Source organism: Micromonospora vulcania (assembly GCF_042658605.1).
Taxonomy (GTDB): Bacteria; Actinomycetota; Actinomycetes; order Mycobacteriales; family Micromonosporaceae; genus Micromonospora; species Micromonospora vulcania.
The window spans coordinates 174,539-190,051 of sequence record NZ_JBHSQS010000002.1 but is presented as its reverse complement, the minus strand read 5'-3'; the positions used below and the strand labels follow the sequence as shown (position 1 = coordinate 190,051).

Below are 15,513 nucleotides of genomic sequence, written 5' to 3'. Positions count from 1 at the left end.
GCTCCCGCAGTGGCAGCCAGAACCGCCGTTTCCCGTTCAGATGGCCGGCTACGTCGTCGACTTCCATCACCGCAACTCCTGCTCGAAGTGTTCTGACGACGGGTGCCCTCGTCTGACCGCGGCTGGCGAGACCCTACGTGCCTGGCGAGACCGGAAGACCCGTCGTGAAGGCGGGTGACGTTCTGCACCTGAGCCGCGCAGCGAGCCCGCAGTTCGCACGGCCGATCCTCGTGCGCCTCATCAAGATCCGCACGGAGCTGCACACGTATGAAGGTTGGATGTGGCTCGATTGCTACCAACTGGACGACAGGGGTGATGCCGTAGCTCGCCGAGAGTTGTACGTGTTGAGGGCGGGCGTGAAATTGCTGCACTCCCTACCTGCGCCACGGCGGCGAGCGCTTGGACGACCTACCCGCAGGTAGTGGCGAGCGGCCGTGGGCTGCCTGTTAGTCGTAGAGGTCGGGCCACCACAGAGTCTCCTGCCGGGGATCTACCTCCACCGGAGCCTGGAGCAGTGGGTGGTCTCGTAGTCGACGCGATCGTCTCCCGGTCATGCTGAGCCGTAGACGGCGGACGCCTTCCGGAACTCGGATGCAGATCCAGAGCAGGGCCGACGCTCCCGCAAGGGTGATCAAGCCGAGGCACATTAGGCCGCCAAGTGGACTCAACATCGAGCCTTTCCAACCTGATCAGGTCGGCGCTCGCCGCTCCAGAGCGTTTGCACGTCGACCACCTCGCTTATCGGGATGCGTGCCACGATCACCGGCAGAGCGACGCCGATTCGACCACTAACTTCGCCGGCCACAGGAAGCTCGGCGAAGTCCTCCAGTGAGGCGGTCATGAGGACGGCGAAGCACGCTTCGCCGTCCTCCTCATGGTACGCGTCGGCGAGGATCGTCAGGGCCGATCCGGACCGCAGCGTCACCTGCCATTGAGACGGTGGACCCGCCGCGAACTTCATGGGCGAGATCGTACTGATGGCAGTCAGGCTTGCCCGCTCAGCGCAAGCAACTCCGTCTTCATCCTGTGTACCGGTTGGCTTCGACGTAATGCAGGACAAGGATCGCTTGCACGATTGCGGTGGATCGGCGTGGGCAGCAGCGCGGTTTGGTGAGGATCTTCCAGGTCTTGCGCGTGGCGATGGCTCGTTCACCGAGGGCGCGGATCTTTGCGTGGGCGCGGTTGACCGTCTTCTGCCGGCGTGACAGCTTCGGCCGGAAGCGGCGTCGTTTGAACGGGGTGCGCACGCTGCCGCGAGCGCCTTGGTATCCGTTATCCGCGAAGGTCATCACGTCTGCGCTGGTCAGCGCGTCGATGATGCCGTGGGTGCGTGCGGCGATCAGGTCATGGGTCGAGCCGGGCAGCGCGGCCGAGGCCCAGACGAGCCGACCGGCGGCATCCGCGATGACTTGCACGTTCACGCCGTGGCGTTTGTGTTTTCCGGAGTAGTACGGCTTCTGGTCGGCGACCCGGTCGATCGGGATAAGCGTGCCGTCCATGATCGCATAGGCCAGTTGCCGGATGCGCCGCATCGCGGCGTCTAGGTCCTCAGTGGCTTGCTGAGCAGGGCGATCGCTTCTTGGACGTAGCGCCAGGCGGTGGCGATGCCGATTTCGAAGCCGGCGGCGAGGCGAGTATAGGTGTCGCCGTTGCGCAGGTGAGCCAGGGCGAGCAGGGCCTGGCGGCCCGGGTTCAGTCGCCTCCACCGGGATTTGCGCTGGTGGCGGCGGTGGCGGATGCGGTCGGCGAGGTGGTTCAGGGTCCGACTGGACAGCGGCATCGTGGCAGGGTAGGACAGCATGGCGAGACTCCGGTCGGGGCGACAGGTTTTGGTCGATCTGCTGTCCTACCTCGAGCCTCGCCCTCATCGGTCAGTACCCCCCTGCCAACGCGGGCTGACCTGCAAGATCAGGTTGGGAACGGCTCATTGACTCCTCGACGGTCGCGGGAACGGCATTCGGCTCGCCGGCGAGCATGGTCGTGTCACGACGAGTGCCGCTCGGGTCGCGTGATGTCCGCACCGAAGCCCGGCCTCCAGCTAACTATCACCGGGCCGATCGCTGCGACGTCGCTGCGGTGCCCGGGTAACCGGAACATCGCACGGTAAGTCAGTACGGACCTGACCCACGGGGTCGTCGAGCCAGGGACAACCACCCGAGGAACCTAGCGTGCAGAGCGGGCAGGTTCGGACGCAGACCCAGGCCGTACACGTCATCGATCGCCTCGTGCATCGACGCGGCAAGGTAGAAGGCCAGGGCGATCGAATGGCCGTAGAACTCCGCCGCGAGGTCGAGCTGAGCCGGGCCACACGGCCAGGGCGCGGCGCAGTTGCGGCACAGCCAGGCCGGACGCATCGGCAAGTGCGGGCGAAGGCGCGCGGTCATCCGACCCTCACCGGACCTCGGCTGCCCGATCACTGCGACACCCGCCGGTACGCGGGAGTGCGGTTCGCGCCTGGACGCCGCAAGGGCGGGCTGACCGTGTCGAGCGGCCACAGATCGTAGGGGGCAGTCGGCGCATCCGGGTTCATGGACGGCGGGCTTGCTGCTGTGGGCTTGGACTTGTCGTCGCGCACGGTCTCCCCTTGGCGTCGATGGGAAGAGGCCGGTCCCGTGAGCGCTCGCCCGTCGAGAGCGGCCCCGCTACGGACGCGACTGCCTGGTCTCGTGGTCCCTACCAGTCGCGCCACCTGGTGACACTCTGGTGTGGAGACCACTACGCTCGGAAGGCATCCTCGGTGCCCGGGCTGAGCTGGCACACCAGGCTCCAAGCGGGTGGCGCCCCGGGTAATCGATCTTCGAACTGAGGAGCGTTGCATGGCTGACGTACCAGGTCCTTTGTCAGCGTTCGTCGTTGGCGAGATCCGCCGGGCCCGAGGAGCTTCCGGCATGACGCAAGAGGCGTTCGGCCGCGCTGCGGGCTTCAGTGCCTCGCACGTCAGCGCCGTAGAGGGCACCACGCGAGCGCTGACAATCGACTTCATCAAGGGCGCCGATCGGGCGCTGCACAACGGCGGGCTCTTCGAACGCCTGGCGACGAAGTTCGGCGCGCCGTCGTGGTTTCTGCCCTGGCTGGACGCCGAACGCGAAGCGACACAGCTGCGCTACTTCGAGCCCACCCTGATCCCCGGGCTACTACAGGTGGAGCACTACGCCCGAACCGTCCTGCGAACTGTCGAGAACCTCACCGATGACGAGGTTGAACAGCGCGTAGAGGGCCGCATGAGCCGGCAAGCAATCCTGACCGGGGAGCGCCGGCCACAGTTCGTCGCCGTGCTGGACGAAGCCGCGATACGGCGCACTGGTGACGGTCTCGGCGGGATCATGGCCGAACAGGTCGCCCACCTGATCACGATGGCCGAGCTTCCGCACGTGCACGTTCACGTCATACCGATCGCCAGCGGCCTGCACATCGGGCTGTCCGGGCCGTTCGCGCTGGCTCGATCCGGCGAGGGCGTGTGGGTTGGGCACCTCGAAAACCAGCTTGGCGGGGACGTCGTCGACAAGGACGATGAGGTGGCTACGCTTCAGGCAAGGTGGGAGAGCGTCCGGAATGAGGCGCTCCCGCGCCGGCAGTCCATCGACCTCCTGAAGGAAGTTGAGAGCCATCATGGACCTCAGTAACGCCCGGTGGCGCAAGTCCACCCGCAGCGGCGCGAGCGGCGGAAACTGCGTCGAGGTGGCGAGCAACGTGCCCGGTACTGTGGCCGTGCGCGACTCGAAGGACGTCACCGGACCGGCCTTGACCTTCGCCCCAGCCGCTTGGGCCGCGTTCGTCGCCCAGGTCGCCGAGCGGCCGTAACCAGCGTCAACCCACCTAGCGGGCTTTTACTGAGGGAGAACGACCTCACCTCCCAATCCCGGGCCGAGTTCGAGATCTACTGATCCTCCGCTGAGGCCGCCTCCAGGCCGTCAGATGCCACCCAAACGGCAACCAGGGCCAACCAACGGCACCCAATAGGCGACCAGCTCAGGGCCTTGATCAGGTCTCTGAGCTGGTGGGCGACGGACAAGTCGACCTGTACGCCGGATTACGAACGTGAAACGCGCCCTGAGCAGGCGCTTCGTTCGCCAGTTGCCCGCTCAGGGCGTCGCCAGGGCGTCGCAAAGGATCACGTCGCCCTCTCGCTGCCTCAGGTCGAACCTTGGCGGGGTCAACGTCCCACCGCAGAACGGCCCCGGACGAGTGGCCATTGGTGATCGTCACCGGGTAGACGTGACCCGCCGCCCGCTCTCCCCGATGTCGCATCGAGTGATCACCCTCGTTCCAGCCGATGCCGAGGACGGGGCAGCCGGCAACCTCGACCGGGCCGACGTGCAGCGGATGGTTCGCGGCGGACCGACGAAAGTTGTCGTAGTCAGTAGGCGGCTCCATGGACAGGCCGACCCATGAATCGAGCGCGACAGCGTCGCCCAAGACCATGCCGCACCGGTCGGCCGGTAGGTCGCCGAGCAACCGGCCGGCGCTTTCTCCGCCCAGCCGAACCTCAAGCATCGTGATGACGGTCTCGCCGAAGAACGGCGACGGCTGGGTGGCCGCCAGCACGGGAAGGCGACGGTCGGCGTCGACAGGTACGGCAATCGCCTCGAACAGCCATTCGTGGATATGGCCGCCACCAGTGGCGGCAACCGCCGCCGCACGGTCGGAAAGCCGCTCCCCGATGCTCGGCCAGATGTGGTCGAGGTGACCAACCATGGCGAGAACCAAGACACCAGATGGGGCAGCGACCGCACCCAGCTCGACGAATTCCACGCGGACGAGTCTGACGTTCAGGTGCGGCAGTGTCACGGGCGCGGACCCGAATCGCCAGCCGCAGGCCGAAGCAAGCTGTCAATCGCGTTGCGGGTGCGTTCCTCGCTGGCCGGCATCAGGTGCGTGTAGACCCGGAGGGTGAACCCCGGGTCGGCGTGCCCGAGGTACGACGCGAGAGCCTTGATGCTCTCCCCCCGCGTCGAGCAGCGACGAGGCGTAGAAGTGCCGTAGCGCGTGCATCCCGGTGGCCCGAGTCGGCGTGATGCCGGCCGCCACCACGGCGGGACGCCAGCTCTTGTTGTCGAAGGTCCGCCGATTGATCGCACCCCGGCGAGTGGTGGTGAACAGCAGCGGCACCGTCACCCGCTCGTCGTCGGCCGGGTTTTCCCACGGCAGAGTGAGCGTCACCGGGTCGCAGTCCTTGATGATAGGTCAGCAAGGGCCGAACCCTTCCTAAACCGTGCACGGCAGCAGCATTGACGGCAGCGGAGACAACAACGAACGGGGACGAGGCAGCTACCAACGGGTCGACCACGGACAGCCGCCCGAGGTCTCGGGCGCGAGCGAACCTCGCCGGATGAACCGCCCAGGTAAACGAGTCGCCGGTCACGGCCCGCTCGCCTCACGGATCGGTCTTGCATCGGTCTCTGCTGCCGAATTGCTCTTTTTCGGATCAAGGCACCGCGCTCCACGCCGTGCGGGGCGGCAAGCCCGGCCGGCGGTGAGCCACCGACAGCCGCCGGGACACCGCCCCACGGGTCAAACCTGGCTCAGAGCGAGTTCGTCCGGGAAGCGCTCGTGAAGCGCGGCAACCGCATGCTTAAGGCAGTAATCGAGGCTGTGGCCGTCAACCCTGATCGACGCGCCATCGAGCCGCTGACCCGAGATCACCACGGTCCAGGGCTTGCGCTCCCGTTCCCCGTCAATCTTGACCAGCCCGACTAGACCCATCTCCCCCAGGTGCTCCAGCAGCTCCGGCACGCACTCATCCCACCTCATCCACGAATGGGATCACCAAGACCGCTACGGAAGCCAGCGGGTCGGCCTGGTCGTGCGTCAGGGCTTCCGGCTGCCGCCAGTCCAACCCCGGGACTGGCTTGCCACCGAGTCACCAGGTCGCGGCGGCAGCTCCACCGCCAGGACTTGCCCGCCCCTCCCCCACGGCCGCTGGTCGACTTCCGGGACCATTGAACGTCGGCCGAGAGAGGGCCACGACGACACAGCGACCGGATTGAGGCCGAGGCTAACTGAGCCAGCGCTCAGGCCGTCTCCAGGCCGTGTCAGGCCGTGGCCAGGCCGTCAAACGTCACCCAACGATGACCAAGGTCAACCAACGGCACCCGATATACGGCCAGCTCAGAGCCTTGATCAGGTCTCTGAGCTGATAGGCGACGGACGAGTCGACCTGTACGCCGGATTCTGTGCGCGGCGCGTACCCCGGAGGGTTTGCGCCGGCGGCGGCCATCCATCTCGGCCTGCCGTTGCCGGCAGGCTCCAGCGGCCTACCCGCAGACATCGGGCGGGCAGCCCTCAAGCGTCTGCGCCGGGTCGTCATCTTGCGGTGACGGCCCTTGCTTGGCCTTGCTCCGGGTGGGGTTTACCGAGCCACCCCGGTCACCCGGGGTGCTGGTGGGCTCTTACCCCACCGTTTCACCCTTACCGTCCCCGATGGGGTCGGCGGTCTGTTTTCTGTGGCACTGTCCCGCGGGTCGCCCCGGGTTGCCGTTAACAACCACCCTGCCCTGTGGAGTCCGGACGTTCCTCGGCGGCGGGCCGAAGCCCGCCGACGCGACCGCCCGGTCGACTCGTCCGTCGCACCTTCATCCTAACGACGGGCCGTCGGCTGGCATTGCCGCCGGGCCGCCCGAGCAAGATCGCGCAGGTCACGGGTGGTCGGGGAGGTCACCGGGTGTGACTCCGGCGCGTTGGTCCGTCGGGGCGGGCGCTAGCCTCGTGGGGCTATGGATCTCTCCCACGCCGCGCTGCTGCTCGCCGCCGGTCTTGCCGCGGGCACGGTCAACGCGGTGGCCGGTGGTGGTTCGCTGATCACTTTCCCGGCGATGATCGGTGTCGGGTTGCCCCCGGTGCCGGCGAACGTCAGCAATTCCGTCGCCGTCTTCCCCGGTTACCTGGCCAGCGTGGTGGGCAGTCGGGCGGATCTGCCGCGCCCCCGGGCGTTGGCCACTCTGGTGCCCACCACGATCGTCGGCACGATCGTCGGTGCGCTGCTGTTGCTGGCCACGCCGGCCCGCGCGTTCGAGCTGGTCGTACCCTTTCTGGTTCTTGGGGCGACCGCGGTCCTCGCCTTTCAGGATCCGCTGCGCCGACTGGTCGGTCATCCCCGGGATCTGACGCCGCGCCAACGGACGATCGCGGTGCAGACGATGGTCGCGACCGGTGCGGTGTACGGCGGGTACTTCGGCGCCGCGCTCGGGGTGATGCTGGTGGCCGGGCTGGCCCTGGTGCTGGACGCGACGCTGGCCCGGGTGAGCGCGATCAAGAATCTGCTCTCGGCGGTGGTGGGGTTCACCACGCTGGTGGTGTTCGCGTTGTTCGGGCCGGTGAACTGGGCCGCGGTCGCGGTGGTCGCTCCGGCCACGCTGATCGGTGGGTACGTCGGTGCCCGGCTGGTCCGCCGGCTGCCGCCGGTGGTGCTCAAGGCGCTGATCGTGGTGTTCGGCACGCTCATCGGGCTCTACCTGCTGTGGCGAGCCCTGACCTGACCCGAGGGCGCGCACGCCACCCGCGCACGCCACCCCGAACGTCAAGATCCGCGCAACTTCCCGGATATTGCTGCCTCGACGCGACCGGAGGCAGCACTTTCCCGGATGTTGCGCGGATCTTGACTGAGGAACGAAGGAAAGCTCAGTACGCCTCGCCGACCGGCTCCTCGGCGGCGTGCTCGTTACCTTCGGCGGCGCGGTTCCAGCGCGACCAGAGCACCCGCTCGCCGTAGCCGGCGGCCATCAGGTGCGCGAAGGCCAGGTAGACCAGCACGCCGACGGCGAGTACCCCGAAGCCGACCCAGAACGGCAGGGCGAGGGAGTGCTCGGCGAGCTTGCCGGCGATGATCGGCGCGGGCGCGGCGGCGCCCCAGCGGACCAGGTTGAACGCGCCGGTGGCCACGCGGCGGTCGCTGGAGCCGAGGCCGAGCGCCAGGTCGGTGAGGTTGGCGTTGGCCAGACCCATGCAGAGCCCGGAGAGCACCAGCACCACCAGCGCCTCGGCGGTACTGGTCGAGGTGGCGAAGAGGACCATGCAGACCAGCAGGCCGGCGATGGCCACGCCGACGGTCTGCACCGCGCCGATGCGGTGGGCCAGCCGGTGACCGATCACCAGGATGCCGGTGGCCAGGCCGAGGCCCCAGCCGGTGAACGCCAGTCCCAGCGGGATGATGTCCAGGCCGAGGAAGAGCGGCGTGTAGCCGAGGACCACGAAGAAGACGAAGTTGTACGCGGCGGTCACCACGCAGAGAGCGATGAAGGCCGGTCGGCGGTAGGTGCCGAAGATCTGGGCCACGCGTACGGGTGGCTGTCGGTTGGTGGGCTCGCGGAGCTTGCGGGCGGCGACGCCGAGCGCCAGCACCATGAACACGCCGCAGACGAAGAACGGAAGCCGCCAGCTGACCTCGCCGAGCAGGCCGCCGATCAGCGGTCCGACGGCGAAGCCGAGGCCCAGGGCGGTCTCGAAGAGGCCGACCACCCATTCCCGGTCGACGGCCAGGTTGACCAGGACCACCATGGCGGTGGCGAAGAACATCGCGTTGCCCAGCCCCCAGACGCCACGCAGCACGGACAGCTGCACGATGTTGTCGCTGAACGAGGCGAGGATCGCGGCCAGGCCGACCACGGAGACGCCAGCGATCAGCACCGGCTTGAAGCCGAACCGGCCGCTGGCCAGCGTCGCCGGGATCATGCCGAGGGCCATCACCGCGATGTACGCGGTGAACAGCAGCTCGACCTGCCAGGCGGTGACCCCGATCGCCTCGCCGATGGCCGGCAGGATCGGGTCGACGACGGCGATGCCGGCGATGGCAAGGAAGGCCACCAGTGTGGTGGCGTAGATGGCACTGCGGTTCGGTTCGGAACGCCGATCCACTCCGACTCCCCAATTAGCTGTATGGTACAGGTACTTAAGATGTATCATACAGCCATGAGCGACGACCGTGCCGCCGAGACCGACGCCAACGCCGAGACCAACGCTGACGCCGACGAGGTCACCCTCGGCCACATCGAGACCGAGGTGGCCCTGTTGATGCGCTTCGGCGAGGCGACCCGGCGGGCGACCGGCACCGCCGAGCACCGGGTGCTCGACCGGGCGGCGTACGTGATCCTTCGGCACCTGGACACCGCCGGCCCGCAAAACGTCTCCGCGCTCGCCGCCCGGCTCAACCTGGACGGCTCGACGGTGACCCGGCAGGTCTCCGCGCTCCAGCGGGACGGGCTGATCACCCGTACGCCGGATCCGTCCGACGGTCGGGGCACGGTCATCTCCCCCACCGCCGCCGGGTTGCAGCGGATGGCGGCGGTGCGGGCCGCGCGGACCCGGCTCTACGGCGACATGCTCGCCGACTGGCCCGCCGAGGACCGGGACACCCTGGCGCTGCTGCTGCGCCGCCTCAACGAGGCGCTGATCTCCCGCAACCGTCCCCGCTGAACTTCCGGGCCAGGCCGGGCCGCGCCCGAAACGAAAGGAAGGGCCCCTTGTTAACGCCTGGCGTTAACAAGGGGCCCTTCCTTTCGCGCTAGCGCTAGCGCTAGCGCTCGCGCTAGGCGACTGGCTCGCGCGCCGAGTCGGCGTCCTGCTCGGTGCCCGCGGTGACGCGGGGGTCGCCCTCGTCGGCGAAGTAGTCGTCCGGGGTGGTCCCGTCGACGCCGTCGTTCGCCTTGGTCGCCCGCAGGATCAGCGTCAGCAGCGCAGCGACCGCCAGGTTGACCAGTACGGCCACGATGCCCACGTAGATCGTCTTGGGGGTGTCGAAGCCGAACTTCTCCAGCGGGAACGCGGAGCCGCCGAAGTGCTTCCGGGTCGGGCTGGCCACCTGGTAGAGCATCCACATGCCGAGCCCCATGCCGGCGGCCCAGCCGACGATCAGCGCGGTCCGGTGGAACCAGCGGGTGTAGAGGCCCAGCGCCACCGCCGGCAGCGTCTGGAGGATGATCACGCCGCCGATGAGCTGGAGGTCGATGGAGAACTGCGGGTCCAGGAAGACGATGCAGGCCACCGCGCCGACCTTGACCACCAGCGAGGTGATCTTCGAGACGTTCGCCTCCTGCGCGGGGCTGGCGTCCCGCTTCAGGTACTCCTTGTAGATGTTGCGGGTGAACAGGTTCGCCGCCGCGATCGACATAATCGCCGCCGGCACCAGCGCGCCGATGCCGATGGCCGCGTACGCGACGCCGGCGAACCAGTTCGGGAACTGCTGGTCGAACAGCAGCGGGACGATGGTGTTGCTGTCCACCGAGCCCGCCGAGTTGCCCGGCAGCGGCTTCACCCCGGCCGCGATGGCCATGTAGCCGAGCAGCGCGATCAGACCGAGCAGCAGGCTGTACGCCGGCAGCGCGGACATGTTCCGCTTGATCACGTTGCGGTTCCGGCTGGCCAGCACACCGGTGATGCTGTGCGGGTAGAGGAACAGCGCCAACGCCGACCCGAACGCCAGCGTCACGTACTGGAGCTGGTTGTTGCCGTTGAGCAGGATGCCGTCGTTCGGGTTCGGTGACGCCTGGAACTTCGCGTCCGCCGCGTCGAAGATGTCACCCCAGCCGCCGAGCTTGTAGGGCAGGTAGATGACCGCCACCAGGATCACGACGTAGATCAGGCTGTCCTTGACGAACGCGATCAGCGCCGGCGCGCGTAGCCCGGACTGGTAGGTGTAGGCCGCCAGGATCGCGAACGCGATGATGATCGGCAGGTGCCGGGCCAGGGTGCTCTCCCCGGTGACGCCCATGGTCTTGAGGACCGCCTCGATGCCGACCAGTTGCAGCGCGATGTAGGGCATCGTGGCCACGATGCCGGTGATCGCGATCAGCAGTGCCAGCACCGGGGAGTCGAAGCGCTTGCGGACGAAGTCGGCCGGGGTGACGAACCCGTGCCGGTGCGAGACCGACCAGAGCCGGACCAGCACCAGGAAGACCAGCGGGTAGACGACGATCGTGTACGGCACGGCGAAGAACCCGGCCGCGCCGGCCCCGAACATCAGCGCCGGCACCGCCACGAAGGTGTACGCCGTGTAGAGGTCACCGCCGACCAGGAACCAGGTGATCCAGCCGCCGAAGCTGCGCCCGCCCAGCCCCCACTCGTCGAGGTGCGCCATGTCCTTCGGCGCGCGCCACCGGGCGGCCACGAAGCCCATCCCGCTGACCAGCAGGAACAGCAGGGAGAAAACGATGATCTCGGTGAGATGATCGCGCCACATCACCGCTCACCCCGCTTCTTGGTGAGCTGGTAGACCAGCGTCGTGGTGGACACGCCGAGCAGGATCCAGGTCAGCTGCAGCCAGTAGTAACGGGGGAACCCGAAGATCCGGGGTGAGTCGCCATTGAAGAAGACCGGGATCAGCGGCACCACGATCGGGATGAAGAGCAACCAGTTCCAGGGGCTGTGGTCCTTCGCCCTGACTGGTGCCGTGGTGGTCGCCTCCGGTTCGGGTGCAGCCATCTGACACACCTCCGGGAAGTCGTAGCTTGCGATGTAACGGCCGGAGGCTACGACCCTGTGAAGGCGGTCACGCTCAACCGGTTCTGGGCGCTGCGCCGAACGGCGTCCGCCCTGCGCCGAGCGGCATCGACCGACCTTTCGGGCCCGCCGACGGCGTGGGGCCCGGGTGCGGTCGGCACCCGGGCCCCTGATCGGCCGGTCGTCGGCTACCCGGTCGGGGTCACCGCCGGGCCGCCCAGAGCACCGCCCGGCCGAGCTGCGACTGAAGGCCCTTGGGGTGCAGACGGAACGTGGGGTTGGTGCCGAACAGCACCACGCCGTTTCCGGCCGTCGAGACGCCCCGCACGATGCTGGCCTGGTTGGCTGCCGCGGCCTGCCCGTTGGCGCCGTCGGTGGCCCACCAGCCGGCGAGCAGCGGGTCGGCGGCGTACGACTGTTCGACCTGGACGTTGGCGCCCAGGTTGGTGAACCAGACGGGCTGGCTGATGAACGCGTGCGGGATCGCCGAGGTGGTGACCGGTCCCCCGTTGTTGACGATGTTGGCCACTCCGCTGGCCAGGCTCGCCCCCGCGGTGGCGGTCACGCTCAGCAGGGCCGTGGCGTTGCTGAAGGCCGCCCCGCCGGTGCCCAGACCGACGACTCCGCCGCCCCGGGCGAGGAAGCGGTCCAGGGCCGCCCGGTTCTCGGCGGTCAGGTTCGCCAGGTTGACGTTGCCGGCGACCAGCAGCACGTCGACGTCGTCGGTCAGCGTGCCGGCCAGCGTCGCGGCGGTCACCGCGCGCGCCTCGAAGCCCAGGTCGGCGAGGGTGTCCCGCTCCTCGACCGAGCCGAGGTAGCCGACCACGACGCGGTCCAGCCCGGTGCCCTGCCAACCGGCCGGCGCGCGTTCGAAGCTGACCCCGTGGGCCCGGACCTCGGCAGCGGCCAGCCTGCGGTTGGTCGGCGTGCCGGGGATGACCACCGAACCGTCCGCGAGCCGGTGCACGGCGACACCCTTGGCCAGCAGCGAGTTCACCGTCAGCAGGTCGGCGGCGTCCCGCAGGTCCAGGCGCAGGTCGGCCCGGCCGGCGGGCAGCGTGCCCTCGGCCCGCCCGTCGTAGGCGCGTTCCAGGCGTACGCCGGGCAGGGTGTCCCACACGGTGTCCACGGTGGCCCCCCAGGTCAGACCCTGGCTCCACGCCGCCGGGCCGGCGTAGAGGTCGTCCACCCGGTCGGTGATGTCCGCGCCCGGTTCGAGCAGCGAGTTGACCAGGCCGCGCTTGGGCTGGTGCATGTCGACGACGTACGAGCCGGCGCGGTAGCTCTTGCCGCCGGCGGTGAACGCCTTCTTCGCCCGCCACACCCGGCCTCCGCTGCCGATCAGCAGGTCGACGAGGCGGGCCGCGGCCGGCTCGGAGCGCTGCCCGGTGCCGGTCGGGATGACGTACGCCCGGGGGAAGGTGGTGTTGTAGTTGTCCTCCGGTCCCCAGCCCGGCACGTAGCCGTCCGGGATGTCGCGCAGCGGCTCACCGGCCGAGCCTCGGCGGTAGACCTCGGCCTGGTCGTGCAGCACCTCGGCCCGGTGGTCCTGGATGTACCGCAGCGAGGTGCGGATCGCCACCTCGTGCACGTCGGTGTTGATGCCGGAACGACGGACCCGCTCGGCCGGGGTGAGCGTGCTGCCGCGCGGGTTCAGCGGCGCCTCGATGGTGTACGGGATGCTGCTCTGCAGCATGGCGAACGACGGCACGTAGATCGGCGGGAAGTCGTCCCACACGCCTGGCGCGTCGTCGCGGAACGGGATCCGGGCCCGCTGGGTCTCGGCGTACCCGAGGCCGCGCAGGCCCTCCTCGATCGCCAGGGCGTTCGGCAGGCCGTGCTTGATGTACAGGTCGTACTCGTTGTTGACGTTGTGCGGCGGGGTGCTGGGGTGCAGCAGGGTCGGGTTGACGTACCCGTGCAGGTCCAGCGTGATGATCGGCTTGGTGTCGATGATCAGGTCGCGGATCAGGTTGGTCTCGGGCTGCCCGACGATGGTCAGGTCGCGGTTGAGGTCGTAGCCCGCCGCGTTGGCCCGGGTGCCGGCCACCCGACCGTCCGGGTTGGACGTGATGTTGAAGACCAGCCGGTTACGTCGCAGCAGCTGGGCCACCTCGGGGCTGCGGTCGGTGGCGAAGTTCTCGATGACGCGTAGGGCCGCGTCGGTGCCCTCCCACTCGTTGCCGTGGATGTTGGCGTTGACGAAGAGCGGGGTCTTGTAGCCGGCCAGCAGCCGCCGGTCCCGCTGTGCCCGGGCCGGCTCGTCCTCGATGAGTCGCTTCCAGGTCTCCTGCTGCCGGGCCTCGGCGCGGCTCTCCGGCGCGGTCACGGTGACCGCGTACAGGTCGTAGCCGCCGGCGGACTTGCCGGCGACCCGGGCGGAGACCCGGTCGCTGGCCCGCTGGAGGGCGTTCAGCTTGGGCGCGATCTCGTCGTACGGCAGGACGCCGATCGGGATGGACGCGTCGGCCGGGTTGTCCGGCCAGATCGGAAGGGTGCTCTGCCGGGGGTAACCCCGGACGTCGGAGAGGTCGACGGGACGCGCCGGCACCGTCGGCAGCGCGGTGGCCGACGCCGGCCCGGTCAGGGCCACCGTGGCGAGCAGCACGGTGCTCACCGCGGTGGCGGTGAGCCGGGGTAAACGTCTTCTGGACAGCATGGACAGAGCTCCTGTCGGGAGGTACGCGCAGGCGGACGCGGCGGGGCCGGAGACCCGCGGTGATGGGGATGTGCCTGCAGCGTGCGAGAAAAGGACCCGGCGTCAGATGGAGCGTCGACAGGCGGCGCTGGCGACGCGCAGGAGGTCGATGTGACCCCGCTTCGTCAGGTGAACGCTTCGCACAAAACCGATCTTGAATCGGCCGCCATCACGCTGTCAACAGTTTCCACACAGGATGGGGCGGCCGAGCCAAAACCCTCCCGACAGATGGGAATTAGACGATCTTGGCGAGGTGCGCGGTGTCGTTGACCGTACGCACCGCGACGCCGCCGTCGGGCCACCGGTCCAGCACCGAGATGCCGGCCGCGTCCAGGAAGAGCCGGTGCAGGAAATCGTCGCCGGCCGCGAGCGCGTCGCGCAGCGCCAGCTTGATCGGCGAGACGTGCGAGACGACCACCACGGTCTCACCGGGGTACGCCCCGATCAGCCCGGTCAGCGCCCGGTTGGTGCGTTCGGCCACCGCGGTGAACGACTCGCCGCCCGGCGGGGCGATCCGGGGCGACGCGAGCCAGGCGTCCATCTCCCCCGGCCACTGCTGGCGTACCTCGGTGAAGGTGCGCCCCTCCCACTCCCCGAAGTCGCACTCGATCAGGTCGTCCTCGGTGCGTACCGGCACGTCGCCGAGCGCGCTGGCGATCGCCGCCGCGGTCTGCGTACACCGGGACAGGGGTGAGCTGAGCACGGCCGCGACGGACGGGGCCAGCGCGGCCACCCGGGCGGCGGTGGCCCGGACCTGGGCCCGGCCACGCTCGGAGAGCGGCACGTCGCCGCGCCCGGAGTAGCGGCGCTGCTCGGTGTACGCGGTCTCGCCGTGCCGGACGAGGATCAGCCGGGTGGCGGTGAAGCTCGGACGCGGCTCCCAGGACGCCGGCGCGGTGGCCGGGTCGGTGCCGGTGGTCTTGGCGCTGGTGGCCGTGCTGGTGGCCGGGGCGGTGGTCGCCGGGGGGCGACCGGCGGCGGCGTCCATGGCGGCGTTGGCGAGCGCGTCGGCGTGCCGGTTCTGCTCCCGGGGGATCCAGGTGAACCGGACCGCCGCGAACCGGCCCACCAGCCCGGCCGCCTGGGCGGCGAGCGGCCGCAGGCCGGGGTGCTTGATCTGCCAACGGCCGCACATCTGCTCGACCACCAGCTTGGAGTCCATCCGGACGTCCACCTCGGCGACGCCCAGCTCGGCGGCGGCCGTCAACCCGGCGATCAGCCCCTGGTATTCCGCGACGTTGTTGGTCGCCGTACCGAGCGACTCGGAGCGCTCGGCGAGCACCTCGCCGGACTCCGGGTCGCGTACCACCGCGCCGTAGCCGGCCGGGCCCGGATTGCCCCGGGATCCGCCGTCGGCCTCGACGACGACCACGCGCGGTGCCATG

General features: G+C 69.1%; 14 protein-coding genes, 1 other RNA gene and 1 pseudogene. 4 read left to right on the top strand and 12 right to left on the bottom strand.

Going from position 1 to position 15,513, the window contains the following annotated elements; all coding sequences use genetic code 11:
* Positions 1-664: 664 nt before the first annotated feature.
* Both ACFQGL_RS03490 and ACFQGL_RS03485 read right to left on the bottom strand, forming a co-directional pair.
* Positions 665-961 carry a hypothetical protein gene (locus ACFQGL_RS03490; RefSeq protein ID WP_377505167.1) on the bottom strand — a complete coding sequence of 99 codons (297 nt, stop codon included), beginning with the start codon at positions 959-961 and terminating at the stop codon, positions 665-667.
* Positions 962-1,019: 58 nt separating this feature from the next.
* Positions 1,020-1,801: pseudogene (locus ACFQGL_RS03485) on the bottom strand (transposase family protein).
* 1,015 nt (positions 1,802-2,816) lie between these two features.
* On the opposite strand from ACFQGL_RS03485, the gene ACFQGL_RS03480 reads away from it, so the two are divergent.
* Entirely contained in the window at positions 2,817-3,623 is an 807-nt protein-coding gene (locus tag ACFQGL_RS03480) for a helix-turn-helix domain-containing protein (protein ID WP_377505164.1), read from the top strand.
* Positions 3,610-3,801: a DUF397 domain-containing protein gene (locus ACFQGL_RS03475; RefSeq protein WP_377505162.1), complete on the top strand. Its 192-nt coding sequence runs from the start codon at positions 3,610-3,612 to the stop codon at positions 3,799-3,801. Before ACFQGL_RS03480 ends, ACFQGL_RS03475 begins: the two co-directional genes overlap by 14 nt.
* Positions 3,802-3,981: 180 nt before the next feature.
* Here ACFQGL_RS03475 and ACFQGL_RS03470 read toward each other — a convergent pair whose 3' ends face one another.
* The 4 genes from ACFQGL_RS03470 to rnpB form a co-directional block, all read right to left on the bottom strand.
* Entirely contained in the window at positions 3,982-4,752 is a 771-nt protein-coding gene (locus ACFQGL_RS03470; RefSeq protein ID WP_377505159.1) for a hypothetical protein, read from the bottom strand.
* A gap of 78 nt (positions 4,753-4,830) precedes the next feature.
* Positions 4,831-5,160, bottom strand: a complete 330-nt coding sequence (locus tag ACFQGL_RS03465) for a hypothetical protein (RefSeq protein WP_377505156.1) — start codon at positions 5,158-5,160, stop codon at positions 4,831-4,833.
* A gap of 351 nt (positions 5,161-5,511) precedes the next feature.
* Positions 5,512-5,733 (bottom strand): hypothetical protein, encoded by a 222-nt coding sequence (locus ACFQGL_RS03460; protein ID WP_377505153.1) that lies wholly within the window; start codon positions 5,731-5,733, stop codon positions 5,512-5,514.
* Positions 5,734-6,144: 411 nt separating this feature from the next.
* Positions 6,145-6,560: RNase P RNA component class A (gene rnpB / locus ACFQGL_RS03455), an RNA gene on the bottom strand.
* 153 nt (positions 6,561-6,713) lie between these two features.
* Between rnpB and ACFQGL_RS03450 the strand changes: the two genes are divergently transcribed.
* Complete coding sequence (locus ACFQGL_RS03450; RefSeq protein ID WP_377505150.1) at positions 6,714-7,475, top strand: sulfite exporter TauE/SafE family protein; 762 nt, start codon at positions 6,714-6,716, stop codon at positions 7,473-7,475.
* 142 nt (positions 7,476-7,617) lie between these two features.
* Here ACFQGL_RS03450 and ACFQGL_RS03445 read toward each other — a convergent pair whose 3' ends face one another.
* Positions 7,618-8,850 (bottom strand): MFS transporter, encoded by a 1,233-nt coding sequence (locus tag ACFQGL_RS03445; RefSeq protein ID WP_377505147.1) that lies wholly within the window; start codon positions 8,848-8,850, stop codon positions 7,618-7,620.
* A gap of 54 nt (positions 8,851-8,904) precedes the next feature.
* On the opposite strand from ACFQGL_RS03445, the gene ACFQGL_RS03440 reads away from it, so the two are divergent.
* Positions 8,905-9,408, top strand: coding sequence for a MarR family winged helix-turn-helix transcriptional regulator (locus tag ACFQGL_RS03440; RefSeq protein ID WP_377505145.1), 504 nt, complete (start codon positions 8,905-8,907; stop codon positions 9,406-9,408).
* Positions 9,409-9,520: 112 nt separating this feature from the next.
* Here ACFQGL_RS03440 and mctP read toward each other — a convergent pair whose 3' ends face one another.
* The 5 genes from mctP to ACFQGL_RS03415 form a co-directional block, all read right to left on the bottom strand.
* A complete protein-coding gene (gene mctP, locus ACFQGL_RS03435; protein WP_377505142.1) occupies positions 9,521-11,170 on the bottom strand; it encodes a monocarboxylate uptake permease MctP in 1,650 nt (549 codons plus the stop codon).
* The gene (locus tag ACFQGL_RS03430) at positions 11,170-11,412 is read right to left on the bottom strand and encodes a DUF3311 domain-containing protein (protein WP_377505140.1); all 243 of its coding nucleotides are present in this window, start codon (positions 11,410-11,412) and stop codon (positions 11,170-11,172) included. Before ACFQGL_RS03430 ends, mctP begins: the two co-directional genes overlap by 1 nt.
* Before the next feature lie 220 nt (positions 11,413-11,632).
* The gene (locus tag ACFQGL_RS03425; protein WP_377505138.1) at positions 11,633-14,089 is read right to left on the bottom strand and encodes a M14 family zinc carboxypeptidase; all 2,457 of its coding nucleotides are present in this window, start codon (positions 14,087-14,089) and stop codon (positions 11,633-11,635) included.
* 102 nt (positions 14,090-14,191) lie between these two features.
* Positions 14,192-14,272 (bottom strand): putative leader peptide, encoded by an 81-nt coding sequence (locus ACFQGL_RS03420; RefSeq protein WP_350874228.1) that lies wholly within the window; start codon positions 14,270-14,272, stop codon positions 14,192-14,194.
* Positions 14,273-14,363: 91 nt separating this feature from the next.
* On the bottom strand, positions 14,364-15,512 hold the full coding sequence (locus tag ACFQGL_RS03415; RefSeq protein WP_377505136.1) for a bifunctional RNase H/acid phosphatase: 1,149 nt from the start codon (positions 15,510-15,512) through the stop codon (positions 14,364-14,366).
* Between the last annotated feature and the right edge of the window lies 1 nt (position 15,513).

Bases quoted from the DNA above. Each gene is read 5' to 3' on its own strand.
- ACFQGL_RS03490 (WP_377505167.1), bottom strand. From the start codon at position 961: ATGAAGTTCGCGGCGGGTCCACCGTCTCAATGGCAGGTGACGCTGCGG.
- ACFQGL_RS03450 (WP_377505150.1), top strand. From the start codon at position 6,714: ATGGATCTCTCCCACGCCGCGCTGCTGCTCGCCGCCGGTCTTGCCGCG.
- ACFQGL_RS03480 (WP_377505164.1), top strand. From the start codon at position 2,817: ATGGCTGACGTACCAGGTCCTTTGTCAGCGTTCGTCGTTGGCGAGATC.
- ACFQGL_RS03475 (WP_377505162.1), top strand. From the start codon at position 3,610: ATGGACCTCAGTAACGCCCGGTGGCGCAAGTCCACCCGCAGCGGCGCG.
- ACFQGL_RS03430 (WP_377505140.1), bottom strand. From the start codon at position 11,412: ATGGCTGCACCCGAACCGGAGGCGACCACCACGGCACCAGTCAGGGCG.
- ACFQGL_RS03415 (WP_377505136.1), bottom strand. From the start codon at position 15,512: ATGGCACCGCGCGTGGTCGTCGTCGAGGCCGACGGCGGATCCCGGGGC.
- mctP (WP_377505142.1), bottom strand. From the start codon at position 11,170: ATGTGGCGCGATCATCTCACCGAGATCATCGTTTTCTCCCTGCTGTTC.
- ACFQGL_RS03425 (WP_377505138.1), bottom strand. From the start codon at position 14,089: ATGCTGTCCAGAAGACGTTTACCCCGGCTCACCGCCACCGCGGTGAGC.
- ACFQGL_RS03440 (WP_377505145.1), top strand. From the start codon at position 8,905: ATGAGCGACGACCGTGCCGCCGAGACCGACGCCAACGCCGAGACCAAC.